Genomic DNA, 24,052 nt, shown 5'->3' on the forward strand with positions numbered 1-24,052 from the left:
TTTTAGGGCTTTCTCATCATATTATAGGAATTGCTAAAATTGATTGACAGTGCTAAATAGATTAGGGTATCCTATCCTTGATTGGAGATTTCTAATACAAGAAAATGAAAGCGATTACAGATCGTGGAGGAAGGAGCCAATGGAAATCGCTCAAGAAAAAGAAAAAAACCATACAAGGAGGTCAAGATGAAAGGTCATCTATTTGAAAAGAAAGAACGATTTAGTATACGAAAATTCAGTATGGGAGTTTGCTCCGCATTGATTGGGTTAGCATTTTTGGGAACAGGCGCTGTCTCTGCAGATGAGACGGTTTCTACTAGTGAACAACCCTTGGAAACCTCTTCAGTAGCGACTGAAGATGTTAATCATCTAGTGAGAGAAGCTGGCGTCTATACTGCAGATGCGGCCTTACCTGCTGCAGAAACGGAAAAACCAGCCGCAGAAGCGGTCACTCCGGAGGCTAGTCCTACAGGTACAGAAGCTAGCTCGACAACTACAGATCATCCAGCCGTTTCAGAGACTGAAAAACCGAAAGCTGCTGCAGAAAAAGTGGCTGATTTACCAACCAATGAAGAAAAACAATTAAGACCCAAAGAAGTTAAGTTCGATACCTGGGATGATCTCTTGAAGTGGGAATCAGGAAAACGAGTGGATGACGATATGAACAGAGCAAGCGTCCCACTTGCGAGTCGTTTCCAAGGAAAACAAATTAATGAACAAGCCAACCCTGAAGCGAAGATCCAAGCACTGTCAAATATGAACTCCAAAGCAAAGGATCATGCGTCTGTCGGCGGGGAAGAGTTTAAAGCCTATGCTTTTGATTACTGGCAATATTTGGATTCCATGGTCTTTTGGGAAGGGCTGGTTCCATCAGCAGATGTGATTGATGCTGCCCACCGAAATGGGGTTCCTATTTATGGAACACTCTTTTATAACTGGTCTAGCAGCATCAAGGATCAAGAACATTTTGCAGAAACCTTGAAAGAAGATAGTGAAGGCTCTAAAACTTTCCCGATCGCTCGTAAATTAGTCGAACTTGCTAAGTACTATGGCTTTGATGGTTACTTTATCAACCAAGAAACGACTGGAAATCTTGTAGAACCATTGGGTCCAAAATTGAGAGATTTCCTTCTTTATACCAAGGAATATGCGAAAAGTCTGAACTATCCGATTAAGTATTCCTGGTATGATGCTATGACCTATGAATATGGCCGTTACCATGAGAATGCGTTGGGAGAATACAACTACAATTTCATGCAGCCAGAAAATGGGGAAAATCCAGTTGATACCTTCTTTGCCAACTTTAACTGGGGTAAATCAGAAGTTGATTATTCCATCAGTACAGCTAAATGGATTCATCGGAATCCTTATGATGTTCTAGCTGGACTCGAACTCCAAAAAGGAGGCTCTTATAAGACTAATGTAGACTGGAATGCCATTTTAGATGAACATGGCAAGTTGCGTCTATCTCTTGGTCTTTATGCGCCAGATACCATTACAGGTCTAGGAAAGACTGGTGAAGGTTACCATACCCATGAAGATCTATTCTGGACAGGTTTCCAAGGAGATCCGACTAAAGGAAAACCAGCAGACCAATCTTGGTACGGTATGTCCAATCTAGTAGTGGACAAAACTCCTATTACAAGTGAAAATTTCAATACTTCCTTCAATACTGGACACGGAAAACACTGGTTTGTGGATGGCAAGATTTCTAAAGAAGGGGAGTGGAACTACCGTTCTGTTTCTGGCTACCTTCCAACATGGCGTTGGTGGGTAGAGCATAGTGAAGATAGTACACCATTGAAAGGTCGCTATGATTTTGATCAAGCCTACAATGGAGGAAATTCTCTAGCCTTTGAAGGAGATTTAAAAGCCAATAGCAGTCAAAATGTCATGCTCTATTCGACCAAGATTCCTGTGACAGAAACGACAAAATTGAGCGTCAGTCATAAAGGTGGGATCGGAGCAGCTGCCTGGGTAGCTGTTGCCACCAAAGAAGACTACTCTGAATACGAATGGAAAGAATTGACACCGAGTGCGGATTGGTCTACTCAAACCTTTGATTTGGGAAGTTTGGCTGGCAAGACCATTTATGCTGTGAAGATGTTCTTTGACCATGATACGGATGTTAAAGACTACAAATTTAATCTCGGCCAATTGTCGATTACGTCGAACCAAGAGAAACCAGCGACTCCAGCAGAAGTATCCGTTCGGGTAAAACGCCTACAAAATGCGCAAGAAGCAGAAGCAGTCCTCAATTTTAAAGGGGTAGCAGATGCGGATTATTATGAAGTCTATGAAAAAGATGGCGATAACTGGCGTCTCTTAACAGGGTCTTCTGCGACAACCGTCTATCTACCAAAAGTTAGCCGTTCAGCAAGTGCTGAAGGAACCACTCAGGAACTCAAGGTTGTGGCAGTTGGGAAGAACGGTCAACGTTCAGATGCGGGAACTGTAGCCTTTGATTGGGGTATGACCGTGTCAGATACCAGTCTACCAAAAGCTTTAGCACCAAACGTGGTCATTGGAGCCAAAGTGATCGGTTCGAGCTTCCCAGATGCGGATGGTAGTGAAGGCATTGAAGGCATGTTAAATGGGACCATTACCAGTCTTTCAGATAAATGGTCTTCTGCTCAATTGAGTGGAACCGTCGATATCCGCTTGACACAACCTCGGACCATTGTTCGTTGGGTCATGGACCATGCCGGTGCTGGTGGGGAATCTGTCGATGATGGCAAGATGAATACCCGTGACTTCGACCTTTACTACAAGGACGAAGCCGGTGAGTGGAAATTGGCCAAGGAAGTTCGTGGCAATAAAGCCCATGTGTCTGACATTACACTTGATCATCCGATCAAGGCTCAAGACTGGCGTCTCCATGTCATTACAGCCGATAACGGCACCCCATGGCAAGCCATCCGGATTTACAACTGGAAGATGTATGAAAGTCTAGATACTGAAACGGTCAACATCCCGATGAAACATGCTGCAGCGCAAAACCTGGGCAATCATTTTGTCCAAGTCGGTTTCAAAGATGTTCCGGCTAATACTACTCTGACTCTTTATGCCGATAAAGAAGCCACTAATCCAATTGCGACCATGACAGCCGATCAAGCTGGAAATCTGATCTTTAAACCGCTCGCTTTTGAATCAACCCCATCTCTTCTCTACTATCGTGCGCAAGAACCTGGTAAAGATATCAGTAATGTTTTGGCGATCGAAGTTCCAAAGAATGATAAAGAAATTGCGGGACTTCAATTTGAAGATGGATTGACCAAGAAGGTCTACCGGGAAGGCGATGCCCTTTCCTTGAAAGGGGCGACTCTCCGCGTTCATTATAAAGATGGCCAAGCAGATCAACTGGTCAACCTCACCAACTCAGGTGTAGAGATTCATGGATTTGACAGTAGCAAGCTGGGAGAACAACACCTAGAGGTTTCTTACCTTGGTCAGAAATTAGGTAAGACTCTCACTGTTTTTGTGGTCAGTGCAGAGGAAGCAGGTGAAAAAGCAGTTGCTGGTCTAGAATTGACCGACAAACCAAAAGTGGAATATATTGTCGGAGAAGCATTGGAGAAAGAAGGCGGACGCTTTACAGTCGTCTTTGAAGATGAAACGACCGAAACGCACGCCTTGACCGATGAAGGTGTGGAAGTGACTGGCTTTGATACGACTAAGGAAGGTCGCCAAACCATCACTGTCCATTACAAAGGAGCTAGCACAAGCTTTGATGTCCTCGTCAATCCAAAACCAGCTCTCAACGATGAATACCTCAAGCAAAAATTGGCTGAAGCTGAAGCTGCAAAAGCCAAAGTAGACTTTACATTTGCCACTCCAGAAGTCAAAGAAGCCTTGCTAGCTGGAATGGCTGCTTCTGAAAAAGTCTTGAAAGAGCATGATACCAGCACACAAGATCAAGTCAATGAGCAGTTGAACCAATTGACCGCTCTCTTGAAAGCCTTGGATGGTCAAGCTAATCTAGTCAAAGAGAAAGAAGCTCTCTCTGCCCTAACAACAGAAGCGACTGCTCTATTAGCAAGCAAGCCAAATCACCCTTCTGGTGAAGCTTTACAGGCACTCCTGGAGAAAAATAAAGAGCTCCTAGCTTCTTCAGAGCTCACTCCTGAAGCGCTTGAAACGGCTAAGACAGGTCTAGAGACCTTGATTGCGCTCCTGAAAGAAGACAAGCCAGCGGTCTTTGTAGACCCTGCGACTGGAGTCGAAGTTCAATTCTCCAACTTAGAGCCAACCGTTGTCAAAGGACTAAAAGTCGCAAAAGTTGAAGCCAATCAGGCAGAAAAAGAAGAGCTGAAGGGACGAGAAGCGACTATCTTTGATATCGAAGGAGTCGATGCAAGCGGTCAGGATGTCGATACCCAGCATCCATCACTTGTGAAAATCCCTGTGGATAAGGATAAAGAAGTGGAGCAAGTCCTCTTCTTCCCAGAAGGTCAAGCACCTCAATCCTTGGCCTTTGAGAGAGTTGGAGATGTGGTCATTTTTACAGCTCCTCACTTTACTCACTATGCGATTGTCTATAAGCCAGCACAAACGGAAGAACCAGATCAACCGATCCAACCAGAAGAACCGGCTAAACCAGATCAGCCAGTTCAACCGGCTCAACCAAATCAACCTGTTCAACCAGCTACCCCAGTGACTCCGGATCCAGCTAATCCATTGAAGCCTACAGAGCCTTCTCAAGTGGATCAGTTGGCCCCAACGACTTCTACTCAAGCGGGTCATCAGGAGGAAGAACACAAGGATATGGTTGACCAAGATATCCATCAGTTGTTAAGTGCCCACCAAGGAGTGAACTTACAGCCAACGGTTCAGCAAGAAACAAAAGATGCAAGTAAAGAAAGTCAATCGGAACACTTGCCAAATACGGCAAGCCTAGAAGCTTCCTTTGCAGCTGAAGCTGTTCTCCTAGCAGCCTTAGGCGGCTTCCTCTTGGCTGGTAAGAAGAAGGAAGAGTAAGTCTTCTAAAAGATTCTTTTATTCACTTAAAAAGTCACTCTCAAAAAAACCTCTCTGGTGAAAACTAGAGAGGTTTGATCTTGTATCTAGAAGTGTCGTTCGGATCCTACGAATTAGAAGGGAAAAGCATTGGATTTTTCTACCTCTTTTACAGCTTTTGTGATATAATTATCATGTATTAAAAAAAGAAGGAGTCATATCTAATGGCAAAATTGACTGTTAAAGACGTTGACTTGAAAGGGAAAAAAGTTCTCGTTCGTGTTGACTTCAACGTTCCTGTAAAAGATGGCGTGATCACTAACGATAACCGTATCACTGCAGCTCTTCCAACTATCAAGTACATCCTTGAACAAGGTGGACGTGCAATCCTCTTCTCTCACCTTGGACGTGTAAAAGAAGAAGCAGATAAAGAAGGTAAATCACTTGCTCCTGTAGCTGCTGACTTGGCTGCAAAATTGGGTCAAGAAGTTCAATTTATCCCAGGTGTTACACGTGGTGCTGAATTGGAAGCAGCTGTTAACGCTCTTGAAGATGGACAAGTTCTCTTGGTTGAAAACACTCGTTTCGAAGATGTTGATGGCAAGAAAGAATCTAAAAACGATCCTGAACTTGGTAAATACTGGGCATCACTTGGAGATGGTATTTTCGTAAACGATGCATTTGGTACTGCTCACCGTGCACACGCATCTAACGTTGGTATCTCTGCAAACGTTGATAAAGCTGTTGCTGGATTCCTTCTTGAAAACGAAATTGCTTACATCAAAGAAGCAGTTGAAGCTCCAGAACGTCCATTCGTAGCCATCCTTGGTGGATCTAAAGTATCTGACAAGATCGGTGTTATCGAAAACTTGCTTGAAAAAGCTGATAAAGTTCTTATCGGTGGTGGGATGACTTACACATTCTACAAAGCACAAGGTATCGAAATCGGTAACTCACTTGTAGAAGAAGACAAATTGGATGTGGCGAAAGCTCTTCTTGAAAAATCAAACGGCAAATTGATCTTGCCAGTTGACTCAAAAGAAGCGAACGCATTTGCTGACTACACTGAAGTGAAAGACACTGAAGGTGAAGCAGTAGATCCAGGATTCCTTGGTTTGGATATCGGTCCTAAATCAATCGCTAAATTCGACCAAGAATTGACTGGTGCGAAAACAGTTGTATGGAACGGACCTATGGGTGTATTTGAAAACCCTGACTTCCAAGCTGGTACAATCGGTGTGATGGACGCTATCGTGAAACAACCAGGCGTTAAATCAATCATCGGTGGTGGTGACTCAGCTGCTGCAGCAATCAACCTTGGACGTGCAGATAAATTCTCATGGATCTCTACTGGTGGTGGTGCTTCTATGGAACTTCTTGAAGGTAAAGAACTTCCAGGATTGGCTGCACTTACAGACAAATAATCTAAATAAAATGAAAGAGGCTGGGACAAAAGTCCTAGCCTCTCAATTATTTTTGGATTGTCGAGCAAGACGCAGTGGTTGGGTGGGCTCTACTACGCTGATTTCATCAGCTTTTACAGCCCTACTCAATTGTGCGGAGGTGGGACGACGAAATCGAATTCTAACGAATTACCGATTTCTGTCCCACTCTCTTTTTTCTTTCTATTGATAACTGTTCTCTCCTTTCTGAAAATATGGTAGAATAATAGAAATAGAAAGATAGGTGACCATGGATTACTTTAAACGACACAAATTTGATTGGTCCAAATTCCGTTTGGGGATGAGAACCTTTAAAACAGGGATTGCCGTTTTTATTGTACTACTTATTTTTGGAATATTTGGCTGGCGAGGCCTTCAGATCGGGACTTTGACAGCTGTTTTTAGTTTGAGGGAAGACTTTGATAAGAGTGTCCATTTCGGGGCTTCGCGTGTCATGGGTAACAGTATCGGAGGTTTTTATGCCGTATTGTTCTTCCTTTTAAAAACGCTCTTTCATGGGGCGTATTGGGTGACTCTGATTTTTGTACCCATTGCGACCATGTTAACCATTATGACAAATGTCGCTATGAATAACAAAGCAGGAATTATCGGAGGAGTTTCGGCAATGCTGATCATTACCCTCTCGATTCCTAACGGAGAAACCTTCTTGTATGTTTTTGCCCGAATATTTGAGACCTTTATTGGCGTTTTCGTTGCGATTTTGGTCAATTCGGATGTGGATCGCATTCGCGATTTTCTCAAGAAACACAAAAAACCTATGTAAGATTATATAACATTTAATCTTGACATAGATTTTTTTTTCGATATAATAGAATAGAAAGAGGAATGGTATGAAGGAAAAGGAATTACGACGCTCGCTGGCAGTCTTTCCGATTGGAAGTGTTATGAAGCTGACCGACTTGACAGCTCGCCAGATTCGTTATTATGAAGATCAGGGCTTGATTTCTCCTGATCGGACAGAAGGCAATCGCCGCATGTATTCGTTGGACGATATGGACCGCCTGCTTGAGATCAAAGATTATATCTCAGATGGCTTCAATATTGCGGATATTAAGAAGAAATATGCGGAAAAAGAGCAAGAGCAAACCAAGGTTGTCAGTCAAGAAGAGATCCGTAAGGCTCTTCATCGTGACATTCTTCAGCAAAGTCGCTTCACATCTTCCCCATCGCCATATGGTCAATTTCGTTGATCATTTCATAAGCTTGTAATCTATTTTAAGGAGACAAAAATGTCAATTACTGCTGCAGATATTCGCCGTGAAGTAAAAGAAAAAAATGTTACTTTTATTCGCTTGATGTTCTCTGATATTTTGGGAACCATGAAGAACGTCGAAATTCCAGCTACCGATGAGCAACTGGACAAGGTTCTTTCAAACAAAGCCATGTTTGATGGTTCTTCTATCGAAGGATTTGTCCGTATCAACGAGTCAGATATGTATCTTTACCCAGATTTGGATACATGGACAGTCTTCCCTTGGGGAGATGAAAATGGTAGCGTAGCTGGCTTGATCTGTGATGTCTATACGACAGAAGGGGAACCATTTGCAGGAGATCCACGTGGCAACTTGAAACGTGCTCTTCGTCATATGGAAAAACTTGGATTCAAATCCTTTAACCTTGGTCCAGAACCAGAATTCTTCCTCTTCAAGTTGGACGAAAATGGAGACCCAACTCTTGAAGTAAACGACAAAGGTGGCTATTTTGACTTGGCTCCAACAGACCTTGCAGATAACACTCGTCGTGAAATCGTCAATGTCTTGACCAAGATGGGCTTTGAAGTAGAAGCTAGTCACCACGAAGTAGCCGTTGGTCAACATGAAATCGACTTTAAATACGACGAAGTGCTTCGCGCTTGTGACAAGATCCAAATCTTTAAACTCGTTGTGAAGACCATCGCTCGTAAACACGGCTTGTATGCAACCTTTATGGCCAAACCAAAATTTGGAATTGCCGGATCAGGTATGCACTGTAATATGTCTCTCTTTGACCAAGATGGCAACAATGCCTTCTTTGATCCAGAAGATCCAAAGGGCATGCAATTGTCAGAAACAGCTTATCACTTCTTGGGTGGCTTGATCAAGCATGCATATAACTTTACAGCGGTGACCAACCCAACCGTCAACTCTTATAAACGTTTGGTTCCTGGATATGAAGCACCTGTTTATATCGCTTGGGCAGGTCGCAACCGTTCTCCATTGGTACGTGTGCCAGCCTCACGTGGTATGGGAACTCGTTTGGAATTGCGTTCCGTAGACCCAATGGCCAATCCTTATGTAGCCTTGGCAGTCTTGCTTGAAGTCGGCCTTCACGGGATTGAAAATAAAATCGAAGCACCTGCTCCGATCGAAGAAAATATCTATGTGATGACACCGGAAGAACGTAGAGCAGCTGGAATTACAGATCTCCCTTCTACCCTTCACAATGCCTTGAAAGCCTTGACAGAAGACGAAGTGGTGAAAGCTGCCTTGGGTGAGCACATCTACACCAGCTTCCTTGAAGCCAAACGAATCGAATGGGCAAGCTATGCGACCTTCGTATATCAATGGGAAGTAGACAACTATTTAGATCTTTATTAAGAAACAAGAGTAAAGAGGCTAGGACAAAAGTCCTAGCCTCTCAATTATTTTTGGATTGTCGAGCAAGACGCAGTGGTTGAGTGGGCTCTACTACGCTGATTTCATCAGCTTTTACAGCCCTACTCAACTGTGCGGAGGTGGGACGACGAAATCGAATTCTAACGAATTACCGATTTCTGTCCCACTCTCTTTTTGATCCTCAAAAGGTTACTATAAAACCAGTTGAAACAGTGGTTTCAACTGGTTGTTTTGTTAATTTTCGTCATCTGGTGTGAGAATCATTGGGATAATGATAGGTTCACGTTCCGTGCTCTCGTATAAGAATGGGCGAAGGGCATTGACAATCGCACCATTGACGGTTTGGATATTGGCATCTTTGTTCTTCAAGGCGATACGAATAGCATTGAAGAGAATGCGTTGGCTTTCACGAATCAGATCTCCTGATTCACGCATGTAGATAAAACCACGGCTCAAGATGTCTGGTCCAGCCAGGATCATCTTCGATTTGAAGTCAACATTCGCAACAGCAAGAACGACACCGTCTTCGGAAAGGTCTCTCCGGTCACGAAGGACAGCAGCCCCGATTTCACCGATGCGATTTCCATCGACATAGATATCTTGAGCATTGAAGCTTCCTGCGATCCGAGCAGAGTTGGCTGTAAGAGCAAGGACATCACCATTACTCATGATGAAGATATTGTCTTTTTCCACTCCGCAATCACGCGCAAGTCCTGCGTGGATCTTCTGCATCCGGTATTCACCATGGACAGGCATGAAGTATTTTGGTTTGATCAAGCGGAGCATGAGTTTTTGTTCTTGTTGCCCCCCGTGTCCAGAAGTATGAATCTTGTTGATCTTCCCGTGAATGACATCGACACCCGCTTCGGAAATCGTATTGATCAATTTATTCACACTGGTTGTATTTCCAGGAATCGGACTAGAAGAGAAGATCACGGTATCTCCTGGTTGGAGTTGCACTTGGCGATGCGTTCCGTTGGCAATCCGAGAGAGGGCTGCCATTGGCTCTCCTTGGCTTCCTGTACACATGATCAGGATTTCATTGGCTGCATAGTCTTTGATCTCATTTGGCTCGATAATAGTTCCAGCAGGGACCTTGATGTAGCCAAGCTCGATTCCGTTGACGATGGCTTTTTCCATCGAGCGTCCAAAGACGACGATCTTGCGACCTGTCTTGACAGCTGCCTCAGCTGCTTGTTGGAGACGGAAGATATTCGAAGCAAAGGAAGCAAAAATGATGCGCCCGTGAATGCCTTCGATGATCTTCATGATGGATTGGCCAACTACTTTTTCAGAGTTGGTAAAGGTTGGGACTTCTGCGTTGGTTGAGTCTGAGAGCAGGCAGAGAACGCCTTCTTCCCCAAGGGCCGCCATCCGATGGAGGTCAGCCGGTTCCCCAACAGGTGTGAAGTCGAATTTGAAGTCTCCGGTACAAACAATCTTTCCTTGAGGGGTGTGAATCACAATCCCTAAAGGTTCTGGAATCGAGTGAGTCGTACGGAAGAAGGTTGCTTTAAGATTTTTAAATTGAAGCTCAGTGTTTTGGTTGATTTCGTAGAGTTTGGCATCACGAAGAAGACCGTGCTCTTCTAATTTTCCACGGATCAAGGCAAGCGCCAAAGGTCCAGCGTAGATAGGGACATTGGCTTGCTTCAAAAGGAAAGGAATCCCACCGATGTGGTCTTCGTGTCCGTGGGTAATGAGGACCGCTTTGACGCGATCGATATTGTCAACGATATAAGAGTAATCCGGGATTACATAGTCGATCCCAAGGAGGTCATCTTCTGGAAATTTGATCCCGGCATCGACAATGATGATTTCATCTTGGTATTCGATCCCGTAGGTATTTTTCCCGATCTCTCCAAGTCCACCAATGGCAAATACACCAACTTCTTCAGGTTTTAAGGTATAAGCCATGGATTAGTACTCCGTTAGTTCAAAAGCACCTGACTCTTTCTCGTAAGCAAGGTGTTGCTCAGAAAGTGGTGTGATAAATTCAATGTTGAAATCTGTGTTTGCTTCAACCAATTGACGAGCTTGGATGCGTCCTTCGCGTTCATTCGGTGCATCAATATCGAGATAAAGTGCATGCGTGGTTTCACGACGAGGGTTGCGGTCTTTTGTTTCCTGATAAAAAACTTTGTAAATCATGAAGTAATTTTCCTTTCATTATTTCGGTCTATTTGTTAGCTGCGAAGGAGTGCAATCACTAGAGTTTCCTACTCGCAACTAGTGGACCTGATTCGATACAATTAATTATCATTATATCATAAATTCGCCCGTAAGTAAAAGATAGACTGGAAAAGTCAGAGAGGCAAAGACCTATAATAGAGAAGCTTTTGAGCGGTTTTGCATATGAAAATCCTGCGCTCTAGAGGAGAGTTTCGCTGGGATTTAAAGGGAATTTGTAGTATAATATAATCCAGTTCAAGAGGAGTAGGAAATGAAATTATTAGCATTTGATACCTCGAGTAAGGCTCTTTCTGTAGCGATTTTAGAAGATGAGACTCTACTTGCAGAAACAACATTCACCATTAAAAAGAATCATAGTATTACCTTGATGCCGGTCATCGATTTTTTGATGCAACAAATCGACTTGACACCCAAGGACTTGGACCGCATCGTGGTGGCAGAAGGTCCTGGGAGCTACACTGGACTGCGCATTGCGGTCGCAACGGCAAAGACCTTGGCTCATACCTTAGGAATTGAATTGGTCGGGGTTTCGAGCCTCTTAGCCCTAGTGCCAGATGATCTAGAAGGTTTGGTAGTGCCCGTCATGGATGCCCGTCGGAACAACGTTTATGCAGGTTTTTACCAAGATGATCAGCTGGTCGCACCAGAAGGGCATTTTCCATTTGAGGAAGTCCTAGAGCGTGCAGCGACAAGTGAGCAGGTCACCTTTGTCGGAGAAGTCACTGCCTTTAAGGAGCAGATTGCCTCTAGCATGCCAAGGGCTACTTACTATGAAACCTTGCCAGATGCAGTGAAAATCGGACGTCTCGGTCTCAAACAAGCGCCTGCTAGCCTCCATGATTTTGTCCCTCATTATCTCAAACGGGTCGAAGCGGAGGAAAATTGGCTCAAAGACCACACGGAAACAACGACCTCTTACATCAAGCGCCTATGATGAAAGGAACAATCAGGAAAGGGAGCGTCCAGGATGCGGTTGCCATTCTCGCTGTCATGGAAGATGTCTATGAAGCTAGTCCCTGGAAGTTGGAGCAGATTGAAGCCGATTTAGAGCAGGAATCGATCTTCTATTTCCTAGCTGTGGATGAGGGGCAAGTCCTTGGATTTGTCGCCATTCAAGAAACTCTCTATGAAGCAGAAGTCTTACAGATTGCGGTCAAGCGCGCCTTTCAAGGCCAAGGCCTAGCTCAGCAGTTACTCGCGCAGTTGCCGGACCAAAAAGAAATTTTCTTAGAAGTGCGCGTGTCCAATCAACCGGCCCAAGGCCTATACAAAAAAATGCACTTTGAAGAAATTGCACGGAGGAAAAACTACTATCACGATCCCATAGAGGATGCTGTGATCATGAAGAGGAACCCAAATGAAAGATAGATATATTTTGGCTTTTGAGACATCTTGCGATGAGACCAGTGTGGCTGTCTTGAAAAATGACGACCAACTCTTGTCCAATGTCATTGCCAGTCAAATCGAAAGTCACAAGCGTTTTGGAGGGGTGGTGCCTGAGGTAGCCTCTCGTCACCATGTGGAAGTCATCACTGCTTGTATTGAAGAAGCCCTGGAAGAAGCTGGCATCACTGAAGCCGATGTCACAGCTGTGGCTGTCACCTACGGTCCAGGCCTAGTTGGAGCTCTTTTAGTCGGCCTAGCTGCAGCCAAGGCCTTTGCCTGGGCGCATGGACTTCCTTTGATTCCTGTCAATCATATGGCGGGGCACTTGATGGCCGCTCAAAGCGTCGAGCCCTTAGAATTTCCACTTTTGGCCTTGCTGGTGAGTGGAGGACATACAGAACTAGTCTACGTCAGTGAAGCGGGTGATTATAAGATCGTCGGAGAGACCCGTGATGATGCTGTCGGAGAGGCTTATGACAAGGTCGGGCGCGTCATGGGCTTGACCTATCCAGCAGGACGTGAAATTGATCAGCTGGCCCACCAAGGATCTGATATCTACGATTTCCCTCGGGCCATGATCAAGGAAGACAATCTGGAATTCTCTTTTTCAGGGCTCAAATCAGCCTTTATCAATCTGCACCATAATGCCGAGCAAAAAGGAGAAAACCTCTCCAATACAGACTTGTCTGCAAGTTTTCAGGCAGCTGTACTAGACATTCTCATGGCCAAGACCAAGAAGGCTTTGGAGAAATATCCGGTCAAGACCCTAGTAGTCGCTGGTGGGGTCGCAGCCAACCAAGGTCTTCGTGAACGCCTGGCTTCTGACATCACAGATGTTAAGGTCATCATTCCTCCTCTGCGCCTCTGTGGGGACAATGCGGGGATGATTGCCTATGCCAGTGTCAGTGAGTGGAACAAAGAAAACTTCGCAGGCTGGGACCTCAATGCCAAACCAAGCCTAGCCTTTGAAGGAATTGAATAAGATAAAGGAGCCAATTGGATGTGCAAGGTCCAATGGCTTTTTTGCTGGGATCTGACCAACTAGTAGCGGATTTGCGAGTCGAAAGAAAATTCGGTATGATAGAAGGAATGAAAGATTGGTGAGGGAGAGAAAGAGAAAATGGTAAAGGTACCGAATAGAGTCAAAAAACTAATCTTTGTAATGATTGGTATTGGCTTTTTATTGATTTTGTCTTATAGGACTTATATCTCTATTTATATAAAACCATATACGTTTATTGATTTGAAAGAAAAAATTGTTGATTATGATTTTATTGAAAATGGGAAAGTTATCATTACAAAATGGGATTATGAAAATAAACTCGATTATTATATGACAAAGAATAATGGGGGTGTGTTACGATCTTATCCAATTGTTGGGAAAACGAAAATTGTTAAAGAATACCACAAACTAAAGGATATTAATGATATGAAACATAATATTCCGGATGGGAAAGAGTATTGGGGTATTACTATATACAATATAAAAAATAAGAAATTAACTCCTAAGGATTATGATCTTTTTAAAATGACTCGTGAATACAACAAATCATATGTACCAGATAGAATTGACAATGTTATCTATATTAGTAATGGCAAAGAATTGTTGGATATATACTTAAAAAGTCCTAAGGATCATTATAAGAAGGACATTATTAAATCCATTGATTTACAATCAGGGAAGGTAATTGATCAAGGTGATACAACGGAAAAAGAAGTTGTGAATGATTCAACCAACTATATTTCATTTTTACCTATTCATGAACAGCTAACAATGGCTGATCGTAGAATCTCATTAGATAAAACCAAAAAATTTCCTGAACCCGATGCTGTAATGTTTGATAAGTACCCAAATACTAAAGATTTATTTTCCGAAAATCATTCTATGATAGGGATTTTGGTAGATAGACCTAGTGTGGATACGAACATTCCTATACTTAAACTTTTAGTGAATCAAAAAACGAATTTATTTAAAAATGTTACAATACCAGCAGAATATTCTATAGATGGCCAAGAACATGAGATTCATTCCTATGATGAGTTTAAACAATTCTACAATAAAATAGGAAACATACAAGGAGAGTGAAAAAGAGGTTGTTATGCAAACAATGATTAATTTAGGGATATGGGAGAACAAGAATTACCATTTTGATTGGGAGGAAAAAATCTTACTAGAAGAGACATCTTCTCCTAACTACTGGTCTTATGTATTGCTCCCTATTACATTATTTATTATCAACAAAATTTCGGATGGATTAGCGGAAGCTGGAATATTTGACAATCAGTTGGTACGACTTGGAACGATTCCGATTTTAGGTGTTATCTCCTACTTCCTAGCTGCGTGGATCATTCGATATTACCATGCAAGCCTGAAATTACAGCCATCCAAGTTGGATGAGGATCAGTGCAAGAAGTTAATTAAGGCATTAAAGAGACGGAAGGTGTACTTTACATTTCTGGTCAATCTTTTTAGGTTCCTAACTGTAGCCGCAATTCTTTTGTTTGCCATCGGAAATGAAACTATTGCAGCACTCTTTTTGATGATTAGTTTTATAGTGATATTTATGTTCAAATTTGATTACCAATTATCCAAATGGCCCGATATGATGGAGAGCATATCTCAAGAAGTGGAAAACGGTGAGTAAGAAAGATTTGATAGCTTTTAATATTCTTAAAAATAGGAGGTAGAAAAATGCCAGTATATATTATATTTCTTTTTGCAATAGGGGGCGGGTCTATCTTTTTCCTAACTGTTTTTTTCATCTACTCCTGCATTTCTAAGAGTTTTGCAAGAAGGAAAAATCTAGCAACAGAACGGCTTGATGGTATTGTTGTTGGGTATGCATATGCACAACAGGTAAATCCACCAATTGTCGAATACATTGTTGATGGAATGGCATATAAGAGACAACTGGAATATCGTTGGACCGTGGTGAAATCGGCCCCTTGGATGAGTCGGAAGGCTGTAGCTGATACACCGGATCTTTTAAGTGAAAATTTAGTGATTTCTAGAAACTCAATGGTCTCCTATACAAACGTTTTAGAAGAAGCCTTTCCCAAAGGATCTACTATGACCGTCTGGTATAATCCTCAAAATCCAAAAGAGTCTTATGTTGAACGTTTTTGTAATAAAGATAAACTGTATAAAAGGTTGGCTCTTTTCTTTCTTATTCTCTACATCATTTTTATGATCGTTTTTGTAACCCTTACAATTTTATCTATAATATACGATTGGAAGGCTAATTAAGATTTTAAAATATAAGGGCAGTAGAAATGGATTGAGTCTCTCATTGGTCCTTTTTCAACCTTTTTTCTTGTGTTATAATAGAGGTCAATGATTCAGAAAGGAGTGAGAGAGTGGAAAAAGATTTTTGGCAGGGGGTGAGGGACGCGCTACCGACGGCTTTGGGCTATATCAGTATTGGCCTGGCTTGCGGTGTGGTGGCGTCTCCCTATCTTTCTCCTTTGGAGATGGCCTTGATGAGTATCTTGGTCTATGCTGGGGCGGCCCAGTTTGCGATGATCTCTCTGATTGCGGCTCATTCTTCTATATTGAATATGGCCTTGACGGTGTGTTTGATCAATCTCCGTAATATGTTGATGAGTCTGCATACGTCGTCTGACTTTAAGGATGCTAGTCTCGCTCATACCATCGGGATTGGAAGCCTCCTGACTGATGAGAGTTATGGGGTCTACTTGAGCGAGAAGTTAAAGACGGATACCATTACAGTCCCTTGGATGCATGGGAATAATCTAGTAGGCTATGTGGCCTGGATCAGTGCGACGGTTATCGGAACAGCTCTGGGATCTCTCCTACCTGATCCAAAGGCTTTTGGGCTTGATTTTGCTTTGGTGGCTATGTTTATTGGGATTTTTGCAGCCCAGTTTCAAGGAATGCAACTGACAGAAAAGACCAAGACCATGCTCATGGTGCTGTTAGCAGTAGCAGTGAGTTTCTTTCTCTTACTCTTTTTTGTTTCGCAACCGCTAGCTGTGCTAGCTGCGACCTTGATCGGCTGTTTTGTGGGGGTGGTCTGTGATGCGCGTGAATAGTTATATCTTCATGGCCATTCTGGCCTCAGCCCTCGTTACCTGGATTCCTCGGATCTTGCCCTTCCTCTTGGTCAAATACAAGGGACTGCCGGCTCCTGTAACCCGCTTTCTCAAATACTTGCCCATTTCCATTATCTTTGCCTTGGTTTTGTCAAGCTTAGTAGATGGAAAAATTGGAAGTCTCCCGCAGCTCCACTGGTTGGACCTAGTAGTGACCATTCCCAGTCTCTTTGTAGCCTTTCGTTACAAAAACCTTATGGGAACCGTTTTGTTTGGGATTGTCTTGATCGCCCTATTACGATTGGCATTTTAAATGGAAAAATATGTTACAAAAAAATTACAATTGTTACAAATAAACTTGATTTTTGTAATAATCGGAGTATAATGGAAGTCAGAAAGATAAAGAGGTGATCTTATGAAAAAATCAATCTTCCGTTGGAGTGCCGCTGTTCTGGTGGCTGCTTCACTTGGTCTAGCTCTCGGTGGTTGTGGTGCAAGGGATAAAAAAACAGCTTCCTCATCCGAAAAAGCATCTACCAGCAAGGTAGAGAAAAAAGCCAAAAGTAATAGCAAAAAGAGTGCGGCATCTTCCTCTCAGGCAAACGATACAGCTAGCTCTTCGACTCAAGCAAGTAGCGCGACAGCTTCAAAAGACTCTGGTAAGACAGAGAATGCGTCTACTACGATGCAAGCTCCTGTCCCTGCAGAATTGGTGGGAACTTGGGTAGGATCTAGTCCACAAGCGGATGCGATTAAAATGACAGTGGATGCCAATGGAGATGTGACAACAGTGGTTAGCTTCAAAAATGATAGCGAACCGACTCGGACAGCGACCTATACAGCAAGAGCAGTAAAAGCAACAGGCAATATCTACTATTGGGAGTCAGAAGGATTGGATGGAGCTGATGCCTTGCTTCCAGGGATCACAGGGTTAGGTGTAGCCAACTTCCGACTGGAGCCAGGTTTTGTCTTAGAAGAAGGCCATTATACCCCGATTGTTTTCACAGCGCCTATCAATACAGAATTTGACTACACCAAATACAATGATTTCCGTTTTTCATTAACCAAAGAACAATAAAAAGACGAACTCGATGGAAAATCGAGTTCGTTTTTTTAGTAATGAGGGCTTCCTGCTACCCAACCGGTACAGAGGGCGGATGTGATATTAAAACCGCCTGTATGGGCATTGATATCGAGGACTTCTCCTGCAAAGTGGAGCCCAGGAACTAGCTTACTTTCTAGGGTTTTGGGATTGATTTCTTTGAGGCTGACGCCGCCCTTGGTTACAAAGGACTTAGCTAGAGACATCTTCCCAGTGACAGGAATAGGCATCTCTTTGATTTTTTTAATGAGCTCTTCTATCTGAGGAGGAGTGAGTTGCTTGGCTTTTTCAGGGAATCCTTGCGCCAAGAAATCGGCTAATCGTTCAGGAAGAAGGGCTTTGAGGCTATTTTTAATCGCCTTTTCTCGATGCTCTTCTAGAAAGTCTTTTAAGTCTTGAGAAGAAGTAGTCGGAAGGAGGTCCAGAGATAATATTTCCCCGCCTTTAACAAAGCTGGACATCCGAAGGGCTGCAGGGCCAGAAAGACCGAAATGTGTAAAGAGAAGGTCGTGTGTGATGATGTGTTTGCCGTAGCTGAGGGTCACATCTGTCAGAGAAATGCCTTGGAGGGCCTTGTGTGGAAAATCTGTTAAAAGAGGACTTTCTGCAGCTTCGAGATCCGTTATGCTATGTTTGAAGTGGCGGGCAATTTCGTGTCCGTAGCCAGTAGAGCCGGTAGAAGGGTAGGATTTGCCTCCAGTTGTGACGATCAGCTTATCGGCTGTCCAAGTGTTTTCAGCTGATTTGACGATGAAGACGTCTTCTGGCTTGGTGACAGAGACCACTTCACAGTTGGTGGCAATACTAGCACCAAGCTCAAGGATCTTATTTTCTAAGGCTTGAATAATGGTGCGGGATTGATCACTAACAGGAAAGACCCGACCATGGTCTTCGACTTTTAGCTTGACGCCATTATCGGTGAAAAATTGGATGATATCATGATTATCAAATTGGGAAAACACACTGTAAAGGAAACGGCCATTTCCAGGGATACCGGCCATCAAATCGTCTAAGGTCCCGTTGTTTGTGACATTACAGCGACCCCCTCCGGTACCTGCGAGTTTCTTGCCCAGTTTTTTATTCTTTTCGATGAGCAGGGTGGATTGGCCATAAGAGGCACTAGCAATGGTCGCCATCATCCCAGCGGGTCCGCCTCCAATAACAATAGTTTGATAGTGAGTCATGTCGTTCTTCCTTCTCTTGTTTTTTCATGATTTGCTTTGTCCATTATATCATTTTATGGACGGCTTCGGAAATGAAGGAATCAAAAAACAAGCACCTTTCGATGCTTGCTTTTGAATGATTCTTTGATCAACTCATTACATGATTCCAAGGAAGTAACGGATGAAGAAGAAGGCAAGGACAGCACCAACAAATGGAGCAGTACCTGGTACAAGAAGACCATATTGCCAGTCGTTGTTTACTTTATCTTTGATTGGCAAGATTTGGTAAGCGAAACGAGGTCCAAGGTCACGCGCTTGGTTCATCGCGAAACCTGTAGTACCACCAAGACCCATACCGATAGCCCAAACGATCAAACCAACAGTGAATGGAAGCATTGCTTCGTTGGCATGTTCAGCAGCCATGATAGATGTCAAGAAGATAAATGTTGCGAACGCTTCGACGAAGTAGTTACGTGGAAGGTTACGGCAGTTAGGGTTAGTTGAGAAGATGTTACGGATAGCAACACCATCAATTTGACCTTCAGAAATCTTGAAGTGGTCTGCGTACATAAAGTAAGCAATGACTGCACCAAGGAAGGCACCGATCATTTCAGCGATTGCAATTGGGAAGAATTGAGCGATTGTCAATTTACCAAGAAGGACTTTCAGCAAAGCCATAGCAGGGTTCATTGAAACGCCACCAAAGACGAACAAGCAGACAGTGATACCGAATGCCCATGTAGTGATCGCGAATAAGTGTCCAGTTCCAGCATATTTTGTTTTCTTCAAAACGTCGTCACAGTGTACGCCAACCCCGAAGATAATCATCAAAGCTGTACTCATAACTTCTGCAAGTAATTGATGTGTCATGTTAATTAATGTCTCCTAAATTAATAAATGTATTTTTGTAATTGGTGATAAACTTCTTGAATCGGCAACTGCATCTCCGTAGCAATACGCTGACAGTCTTCGTATTCAAGTGTTTTTTTAGTGGTAGATCCGTACTGGTTAATTTTTACCGTAACAGGTCCAAATTCCGTATCGATTTGTTCAAATCGACGTTGCATGACCTTTCGGTCGACTTGTTGATATCGAAAACCAATGGTACTGGTTTCTTTGAACAAGAGGGCTGAAAAATCTTCCAACTGACTTCCTTGAATCAAGAGAATCAATTCAAAGCCAGGGCGATTCTTTTTCATAACGACGCTACGATAGTAGACATCTAAAGCTCCAGCGTCCAGGAAACGGTGGATAATATAACCGAGTTGCTCTGGTGTTTGATCATCGATCGTAGTGGTGATCTCAATAATTTGATCTTCCGTGCGATGAACAACAGTGGTGCTGTGAGAGGTGTCTTCTTTCAATAGCGAACCGCGTAAAGCATTGAATTTTCCAGTCTCTCTTTTACCAAATCCATAGCCCACACTTTCGATGGAAAGGTGAGAGGGGATTGGTTCAAAGATTGGGGACAATGCTTTAAGGAGGGCTAACCCTGTCGGAGTAATCAACTCCGTTTTAACTGTGAAGTCTTGAGTAATCGGAATAGTCGTTCCTTTTCTCAACTGCATCACAGCGGGAACCGGAACAGGCATTTCTCCATGGGCAACTGAAATAGTCCCACTTCCCTCAGTGAGAGGAGTAGAGTAAACTGTATCGATACCGAGCGATTCCACTAGGATGAAAAAGCTAACGATATCGACGATGGAGTCAATTGCACCAATTTCATGGAAATGAATCTGTTCGACAGGCATGTTATGCACAGCTGCTTCGGCCTTTGCGATATCAAGAAAGACTTCAAGACTCTTTTCTTTCACAAAAGGACTCAACTGTGAAGCGGCAATCAGATCGTGGATATCCGCATAACTGCGAGCATCCGCGTGGGAATGGTGATGATGATGTTCATGATCGTGATGATGTTCATGATCGTGATGATGTTCATGATCGTGATGATGTTCGTGATCATGATGATGTTCGTGATCATGTTCGTGATCGTGATGATGTTCATGATCGTGATGATGTTCATGATCGTGATCAAAATCACCTTCAATCCCCGTATCTTTCTCCCCGTGGTGAAGGTGAACATCGAAATCAGTTCCCCAAATTGCGCTTTTTGCGAGGCGATGAACGTGGAGGTGGAAACCATCCACTCCCAGTTTCTCGAGTTCTGTGTGAAGAAGTTCGACATCTGCCCCAAGGTCCACAAGAAGACCATTGAGCATATCGCCACTTATTCCAGAAAAAGGTTCTAAAAATAGACTGGTCATCAGTTTTCCTTTCGATTGTGGTTGAGTCGATTGATCATACATGCTGAATAAGCTGCACCAAATCCGTTATCAATGTTGACGACCGTTACGCCAGAAGCGCAAGAGGTCAACATACTCATCAAGGTTGTTAGCCCTTGAAGGTTGCTTCCGTATCCAATGCTAGTCGGAACGGCAATAACGGGAACATCCACAAGGCCTCCTACGACACTGACAAGAGCTCCTTCCATACCGGCAATCACGATGATCACACTGGCTTTTTGGATCTCTTCTAAGCGATTGAAGAGGCGATGGATACCGGCGACTCCCACATCATAGATTCGGCGAACCGAATGGCCAAAGGTTTCTGCAGTGACTGCAGCTTCTTCTGCAACAGGAACATCACTTGTCCCTGCTGTGACGACCGCAATGTAGTGTTCAGGATCGGCTTCTTCCTTTTTAGAGTTGAGAACGAAGCAGCGGGCTTCTGGATAATAGTGGCCAGTCGGAAAGCGCTGAGAAAGAGCCTCTCCCTTTTGGAGAGAGACTCTTGTTGTGAGGATCGGCAATTCTTTTTCTGAAAGAAATTGCAGGATCCCTTCAATTTGCTCAACTGTCTTTCCTTCGCCGTATACGACCTCAGGGAAGCCGTTGCGACGTTGCCGGTCAGTATCAATTGCTGCATACCCTAGTTCTTTAACTCCATTGATTTGCTCAAGCGCATCCTCAACGGAGAGATGACCTGCTTGCAAAGAACGGAGTGTCTGTTCTAGATTGGGTTGAAAATCCATGTTTGATTCTATTCAACAACGACAGAAAGTCCGTCGCGGATAACAGTTACTTTAGCATCTTTTCCTTCACGAGCAAAGGCTTTTTCAAGCGCTTCGTCAAATGAAGTTGCAAGTTCCATATGCATACCTTTGATCAATTCAGGATCTACAAGGTCAGATACAAAGATAACATGGTGGTGTACCAAAATACGTGCCAAGATTTGAGAAGTCCATTGGTCTGGGACAGTCTCTAAACGAGGTGTATTGATGGCTTGTTCCAAGAATTCTTTTGGATCTTCTACGTCAGCAAGGTTGCGATAGAAACCTTCTCCACCGTGACCGTCTGCACATCCAGCTACCATGATGATTGTTCCGCCTTCTTTGTTAGAAGCTTCGGCTGCAGTCATCCCTTTAACAGCTTGGTAGATGTTTTGGTCAAGTGGGAAACCACCGTTTGTTGAAATTGTGATGTCGCTTTCGATCTTAGACACACGTGCCAAGTCTGCAACGAAGTCACAACCAACTTTGTGGGCTTCAACCATGTCCCCAGCGAAAGATCCGATGATGTGTTTTTCGCCGTCCAATACAACGTTGACGATGAAGGCCAAGTTTGCAGTACGAGCAGCGTAAAGCATATCTTCGTGGATTGGGTTGTGGTCAAGGTTACCAGTACGTGCCTTATCAGAATTGATGAAGTCACCTGAGTGGTTCGCCATGATAGTTTTGTATGATGCGATACCTGGAAGGACTGATTTACGTCCACCTGAGAAACCAGCAAAGAAGTGAGATTCGATGAATCCTTCTGCTATCAACAAGTCAGCTTCAGCAGCGATCTTATTGATGATACAATCACCACCTGAAGGAAGTTGACCGATTTTCACCATGTCATCGTCGTTTGTTGAAATGTGCATAACGATTTCTTCATTGTCAACGATTTCTTGGCCGTATTTATTGATCAATTCTTCACGAGTTGAAGGACGGTGGAAACCAGTAGCAACCAAGATACGCACGCGTGCATCAGGGTTAACTGAGCGAATACGACGCAAAATGATTGGAGTGATGATGTGAGAAGGAACGGGACGAGTGTGGTCAGAACTGATCAACACGATGTCTTTTTTGCCTTTAGCAAGTTCTTCCAAAGTAGGGCTGCCGATAGGGTTGTCCATTGAACGTTCAACAGTTTCTTCTTCAGACAGTGGGTTATGGAAGTTTTCCGCCTTAGACTCTAACAATCCTGCAAAGTTTTCATCTGGAATCTTTGCAACAATCGATTTTTTGTCGTACGGTAATTTAATTTCTACCATTATTTGCGATCTCCTTTATTAATACTGATACTTATAGTATAATTCTTTTTAAAAAGAGGTGTGCACCAATTGATGTCAACAAATGTTAACGTCGTTCGTTTTGAACAGGTGTATCATTAGTGTGACTTCTATGAAGAGCCAAAACAGGAGGAAAAACGCGCGTGGATTCAGCATTTTTAGTGAAATTCTTGGAAGAAAGGCGAACGCCCATTATCAAGAAAAAATACCACAGCTACCTCTCTTATCGCGGGATTAAAGAGGACTATATCTATATTTTAAAAGAAGGAGTTGTCAAGACCAGTGTCATCATGCGTGATGGTCGAGAATTTAACTTTTCCTATTTAAAAGCGACCGATATTGTCTCCTTGTTACGGGATGAGGTATCCAATTATACGGACTCGCCTTTTAACGTGCGCGTCGAGACAGCTGAGGCTAGTTTTTACCGGATTCCTCGGGTCAAGTTCTGGACCTTTGTCAAAGAGAAAAAGGAACTGCAAGATTACGTACGGGATTATTATCGCAATAAACTGTCTGAGAGTATGGAATCCCAGCAGTATATGATGATGAATGGGAAAAAAGGCGCGGTTTGTTTTCATCTACAAAAGCTGTGCAGCTTGTTTGGGGTAGAGCAGGACGATGGTATTTTGATTGATTTTAATATTACCAACGAAGATATTGCTGGTTTTTGTGGGATCTCAACCCGAAACAGTGTCAACCGCATCCTGAACGAATTAAAGCGGGAGGGTGTTTTAGACATTCGACAGCAAAAGATCGTTATTTTGGACATCGAACGAATTGAAGAATTTATTGGAAGGGAAACATTCTAAC

At 43.3% G+C, this 24,052-nt stretch carries 22 protein-coding genes; 15 read left to right on the forward strand and 7 right to left on the reverse strand.

All coding sequences use genetic code 11. From position 1 onward, the window contains the following. The first annotated feature begins 186 nt into the window (after positions 1-186). The 5 genes from SM123_RS01850 (at position 187) to glnA (ending at position 8,995) form a co-directional block, all read left to right on the forward strand. Positions 187-4,977 (forward strand): endo-beta-N-acetylglucosaminidase, encoded by a 4,791-nt coding sequence (locus SM123_RS01850; protein ID WP_320909695.1) that lies wholly within the window; start codon positions 187-189, stop codon positions 4,975-4,977. Between the two features lie 203 nt (positions 4,978-5,180). After that, positions 5,181-6,380 carry a phosphoglycerate kinase gene (locus SM123_RS01855; protein WP_223325393.1) on the forward strand — a complete coding sequence of 400 codons (1,200 nt, stop codon included), beginning with the start codon at positions 5,181-5,183 and terminating at the stop codon, positions 6,378-6,380. A gap of 268 nt (positions 6,381-6,648) precedes the next feature. Beyond that, positions 6,649-7,182: an FUSC family protein gene (locus SM123_RS01860; protein ID WP_003008874.1), complete on the forward strand. Its 534-nt coding sequence runs from the start codon at positions 6,649-6,651 to the stop codon at positions 7,180-7,182. A gap of 67 nt (positions 7,183-7,249) precedes the next feature. Further along, complete coding sequence (locus SM123_RS01865; RefSeq protein WP_003008872.1) at positions 7,250-7,609, forward strand: MerR family transcriptional regulator; 360 nt, start codon at positions 7,250-7,252, stop codon at positions 7,607-7,609. Between the two features lie 39 nt (positions 7,610-7,648). Further along, positions 7,649-8,995, forward strand: coding sequence for a type I glutamate--ammonia ligase (gene glnA, locus SM123_RS01870; protein WP_320909696.1), 1,347 nt, complete (start codon positions 7,649-7,651; stop codon positions 8,993-8,995). Positions 8,996-9,247: 252 nt separating this feature from the next. On the opposite strand, the gene rnjA is transcribed toward glnA, so the two are convergent. Further along, entirely contained in the window at positions 9,248-10,930 is a 1,683-nt protein-coding gene (gene rnjA, locus SM123_RS01875) for a ribonuclease J1 (protein WP_320909697.1), read from the reverse strand. Positions 10,931-10,933: 3 nt separating this feature from the next. Beyond that, positions 10,934-11,164, reverse strand: a complete 231-nt coding sequence (locus SM123_RS01880; RefSeq protein WP_003008866.1) for a DNA-directed RNA polymerase subunit epsilon — start codon at positions 11,162-11,164, stop codon at positions 10,934-10,936. 292 nt (positions 11,165-11,456) lie between these two features. Here SM123_RS01880 and tsaB point away from each other — a divergent pair, with 292 nt between their 5' ends. From tsaB to SM123_RS01925, 9 genes are all read left to right on the forward strand, one after another. Next, complete coding sequence (gene tsaB, locus SM123_RS01885; RefSeq protein WP_320909698.1) at positions 11,457-12,140, forward strand: tRNA (adenosine(37)-N6)-threonylcarbamoyltransferase complex dimerization subunit type 1 TsaB; 684 nt, start codon at positions 11,457-11,459, stop codon at positions 12,138-12,140. Further along, a complete protein-coding gene (gene rimI, locus SM123_RS01890; RefSeq protein WP_320909699.1) occupies positions 12,137-12,574 on the forward strand; it encodes a ribosomal protein S18-alanine N-acetyltransferase in 438 nt (145 codons plus the stop codon). Before tsaB ends, rimI begins: the two co-directional genes overlap by 4 nt. Continuing rightward, a complete protein-coding gene (gene tsaD, locus SM123_RS01895; protein ID WP_320909700.1) occupies positions 12,564-13,574 on the forward strand; it encodes a tRNA (adenosine(37)-N6)-threonylcarbamoyltransferase complex transferase subunit TsaD in 1,011 nt (336 codons plus the stop codon). Before rimI ends, tsaD begins: the two co-directional genes overlap by 11 nt. A 138-nt stretch (positions 13,575-13,712) precedes the next feature. Then, complete coding sequence (locus tag SM123_RS01900; RefSeq protein WP_049486181.1) at positions 13,713-14,678, forward strand: hypothetical protein; 966 nt, start codon at positions 13,713-13,715, stop codon at positions 14,676-14,678. A 13-nt stretch (positions 14,679-14,691) separates the two neighbouring features. Continuing rightward, on the forward strand, positions 14,692-15,237 hold the full coding sequence (locus SM123_RS01905; RefSeq protein WP_320909701.1) for a hypothetical protein: 546 nt from the start codon (positions 14,692-14,694) through the stop codon (positions 15,235-15,237). A 47-nt stretch (positions 15,238-15,284) separates the two neighbouring features. Then, the gene (locus tag SM123_RS01910; protein WP_214259934.1) at positions 15,285-15,839 is read left to right on the forward strand and encodes a DUF3592 domain-containing protein; all 555 of its coding nucleotides are present in this window, start codon (positions 15,285-15,287) and stop codon (positions 15,837-15,839) included. A 110-nt stretch (positions 15,840-15,949) separates the two neighbouring features. Beyond that, positions 15,950-16,645 (forward strand): AzlC family ABC transporter permease, encoded by a 696-nt coding sequence (locus SM123_RS01915; RefSeq protein WP_049474651.1) that lies wholly within the window; start codon positions 15,950-15,952, stop codon positions 16,643-16,645. Continuing rightward, positions 16,632-16,958 carry an AzlD domain-containing protein gene (locus SM123_RS01920; protein ID WP_195423533.1) on the forward strand — a complete coding sequence of 109 codons (327 nt, stop codon included), beginning with the start codon at positions 16,632-16,634 and terminating at the stop codon, positions 16,956-16,958. Before SM123_RS01915 ends, SM123_RS01920 begins: the two co-directional genes overlap by 14 nt. Before the next feature lie 102 nt (positions 16,959-17,060). Continuing rightward, complete coding sequence (locus SM123_RS01925; RefSeq protein WP_320909702.1) at positions 17,061-17,723, forward strand: hypothetical protein; 663 nt, start codon at positions 17,061-17,063, stop codon at positions 17,721-17,723. A 35-nt stretch (positions 17,724-17,758) separates the two neighbouring features. On the opposite strand, the gene SM123_RS01930 is transcribed toward SM123_RS01925, so the two are convergent. The 5 genes from SM123_RS01930 to larA form a co-directional block, all read right to left on the reverse strand. Next, positions 17,759-18,931: an aminoacetone oxidase gene (locus SM123_RS01930; protein WP_320909703.1), complete on the reverse strand. Its 1,173-nt coding sequence runs from the start codon at positions 18,929-18,931 to the stop codon at positions 17,759-17,761. 135 nt (positions 18,932-19,066) lie between these two features. Then, a complete protein-coding gene (larD, locus tag SM123_RS01935; protein WP_049489294.1) occupies positions 19,067-19,780 on the reverse strand; it encodes a D/L-lactic acid transporter LarD in 714 nt (237 codons plus the stop codon). A gap of 20 nt (positions 19,781-19,800) precedes the next feature. After that, complete coding sequence (gene larC, locus SM123_RS01940; protein ID WP_320909704.1) at positions 19,801-21,174, reverse strand: nickel pincer cofactor biosynthesis protein LarC; 1,374 nt, start codon at positions 21,172-21,174, stop codon at positions 19,801-19,803. Then, a complete protein-coding gene (gene larB / locus SM123_RS01945; RefSeq protein WP_320909705.1) occupies positions 21,174-21,941 on the reverse strand; it encodes a nickel pincer cofactor biosynthesis protein LarB in 768 nt (255 codons plus the stop codon). Before larB ends, larC begins: the two co-directional genes overlap by 1 nt. Positions 21,942-21,949: 8 nt before the next feature. Beyond that, positions 21,950-23,224 carry a nickel-dependent lactate racemase gene (gene larA, locus SM123_RS01950; RefSeq protein ID WP_049489292.1) on the reverse strand — a complete coding sequence of 425 codons (1,275 nt, stop codon included), beginning with the start codon at positions 23,222-23,224 and terminating at the stop codon, positions 21,950-21,952. Positions 23,225-23,385: 161 nt separating this feature from the next. Here larA and SM123_RS01955 point away from each other — a divergent pair, with 161 nt between their 5' ends. Then, positions 23,386-24,051: a Crp/Fnr family transcriptional regulator gene (locus tag SM123_RS01955; protein ID WP_070594487.1), complete on the forward strand. Its 666-nt coding sequence runs from the start codon at positions 23,386-23,388 to the stop codon at positions 24,049-24,051. Position 24,052 lies beyond the last annotated feature (1 nt).

Source organism: Streptococcus sp. S5 (genome assembly GCF_034134805.1).
GTDB classification, from domain to species: Bacteria; Bacillota; Bacilli; order Lactobacillales; family Streptococcaceae; genus Streptococcus; species Streptococcus lingualis.

Coding starts and splice junctions, on each gene's coding strand:
- SM123_RS01850 (WP_320909695.1), top strand. CDS start 187: ATGAAAGGTCATCTATTTGAAAAGAAAGAACGATTTAGTATACGAAAA.
- SM123_RS01855 (WP_223325393.1), top strand. CDS start 5,181: ATGGCAAAATTGACTGTTAAAGACGTTGACTTGAAAGGGAAAAAAGTT.
- SM123_RS01860 (WP_003008874.1), top strand. CDS start 6,649: ATGGATTACTTTAAACGACACAAATTTGATTGGTCCAAATTCCGTTTG.
- SM123_RS01865 (WP_003008872.1), top strand. CDS start 7,250: ATGAAGGAAAAGGAATTACGACGCTCGCTGGCAGTCTTTCCGATTGGA.
- glnA (WP_320909696.1), top strand. CDS start 7,649: ATGTCAATTACTGCTGCAGATATTCGCCGTGAAGTAAAAGAAAAAAAT.
- rnjA (WP_320909697.1), bottom strand. CDS start 10,930: ATGGCTTATACCTTAAAACCTGAAGAAGTTGGTGTATTTGCCATTGGT.
- SM123_RS01880 (WP_003008866.1), bottom strand. CDS start 11,164: ATGATTTACAAAGTTTTTTATCAGGAAACAAAAGACCGCAACCCTCGT.
- tsaB (WP_320909698.1), top strand. CDS start 11,457: ATGAAATTATTAGCATTTGATACCTCGAGTAAGGCTCTTTCTGTAGCG.
- rimI (WP_320909699.1), top strand. CDS start 12,137: ATGATGAAAGGAACAATCAGGAAAGGGAGCGTCCAGGATGCGGTTGCC.
- tsaD (WP_320909700.1), top strand. CDS start 12,564: ATGAAAGATAGATATATTTTGGCTTTTGAGACATCTTGCGATGAGACC.
- SM123_RS01900 (WP_049486181.1), top strand. CDS start 13,713: ATGGTAAAGGTACCGAATAGAGTCAAAAAACTAATCTTTGTAATGATT.
- SM123_RS01905 (WP_320909701.1), top strand. CDS start 14,692: ATGCAAACAATGATTAATTTAGGGATATGGGAGAACAAGAATTACCAT.
- SM123_RS01910 (WP_214259934.1), top strand. CDS start 15,285: ATGCCAGTATATATTATATTTCTTTTTGCAATAGGGGGCGGGTCTATC.
- SM123_RS01920 (WP_195423533.1), top strand. CDS start 16,632: ATGCGCGTGAATAGTTATATCTTCATGGCCATTCTGGCCTCAGCCCTC.
- SM123_RS01925 (WP_320909702.1), top strand. CDS start 17,061: ATGAAAAAATCAATCTTCCGTTGGAGTGCCGCTGTTCTGGTGGCTGCT.
- SM123_RS01930 (WP_320909703.1), bottom strand. CDS start 18,931: ATGACTCACTATCAAACTATTGTTATTGGAGGCGGACCCGCTGGGATG.
- larD (WP_049489294.1), bottom strand. CDS start 19,780: ATGACACATCAATTACTTGCAGAAGTTATGAGTACAGCTTTGATGATT.
- larC (WP_320909704.1), bottom strand. CDS start 21,174: ATGACCAGTCTATTTTTAGAACCTTTTTCTGGAATAAGTGGCGATATG.
- larB (WP_320909705.1), bottom strand. CDS start 21,941: ATGGATTTTCAACCCAATCTAGAACAGACACTCCGTTCTTTGCAAGCA.
- larA (WP_049489292.1), bottom strand. CDS start 23,224: ATGGTAGAAATTAAATTACCGTACGACAAAAAATCGATTGTTGCAAAG.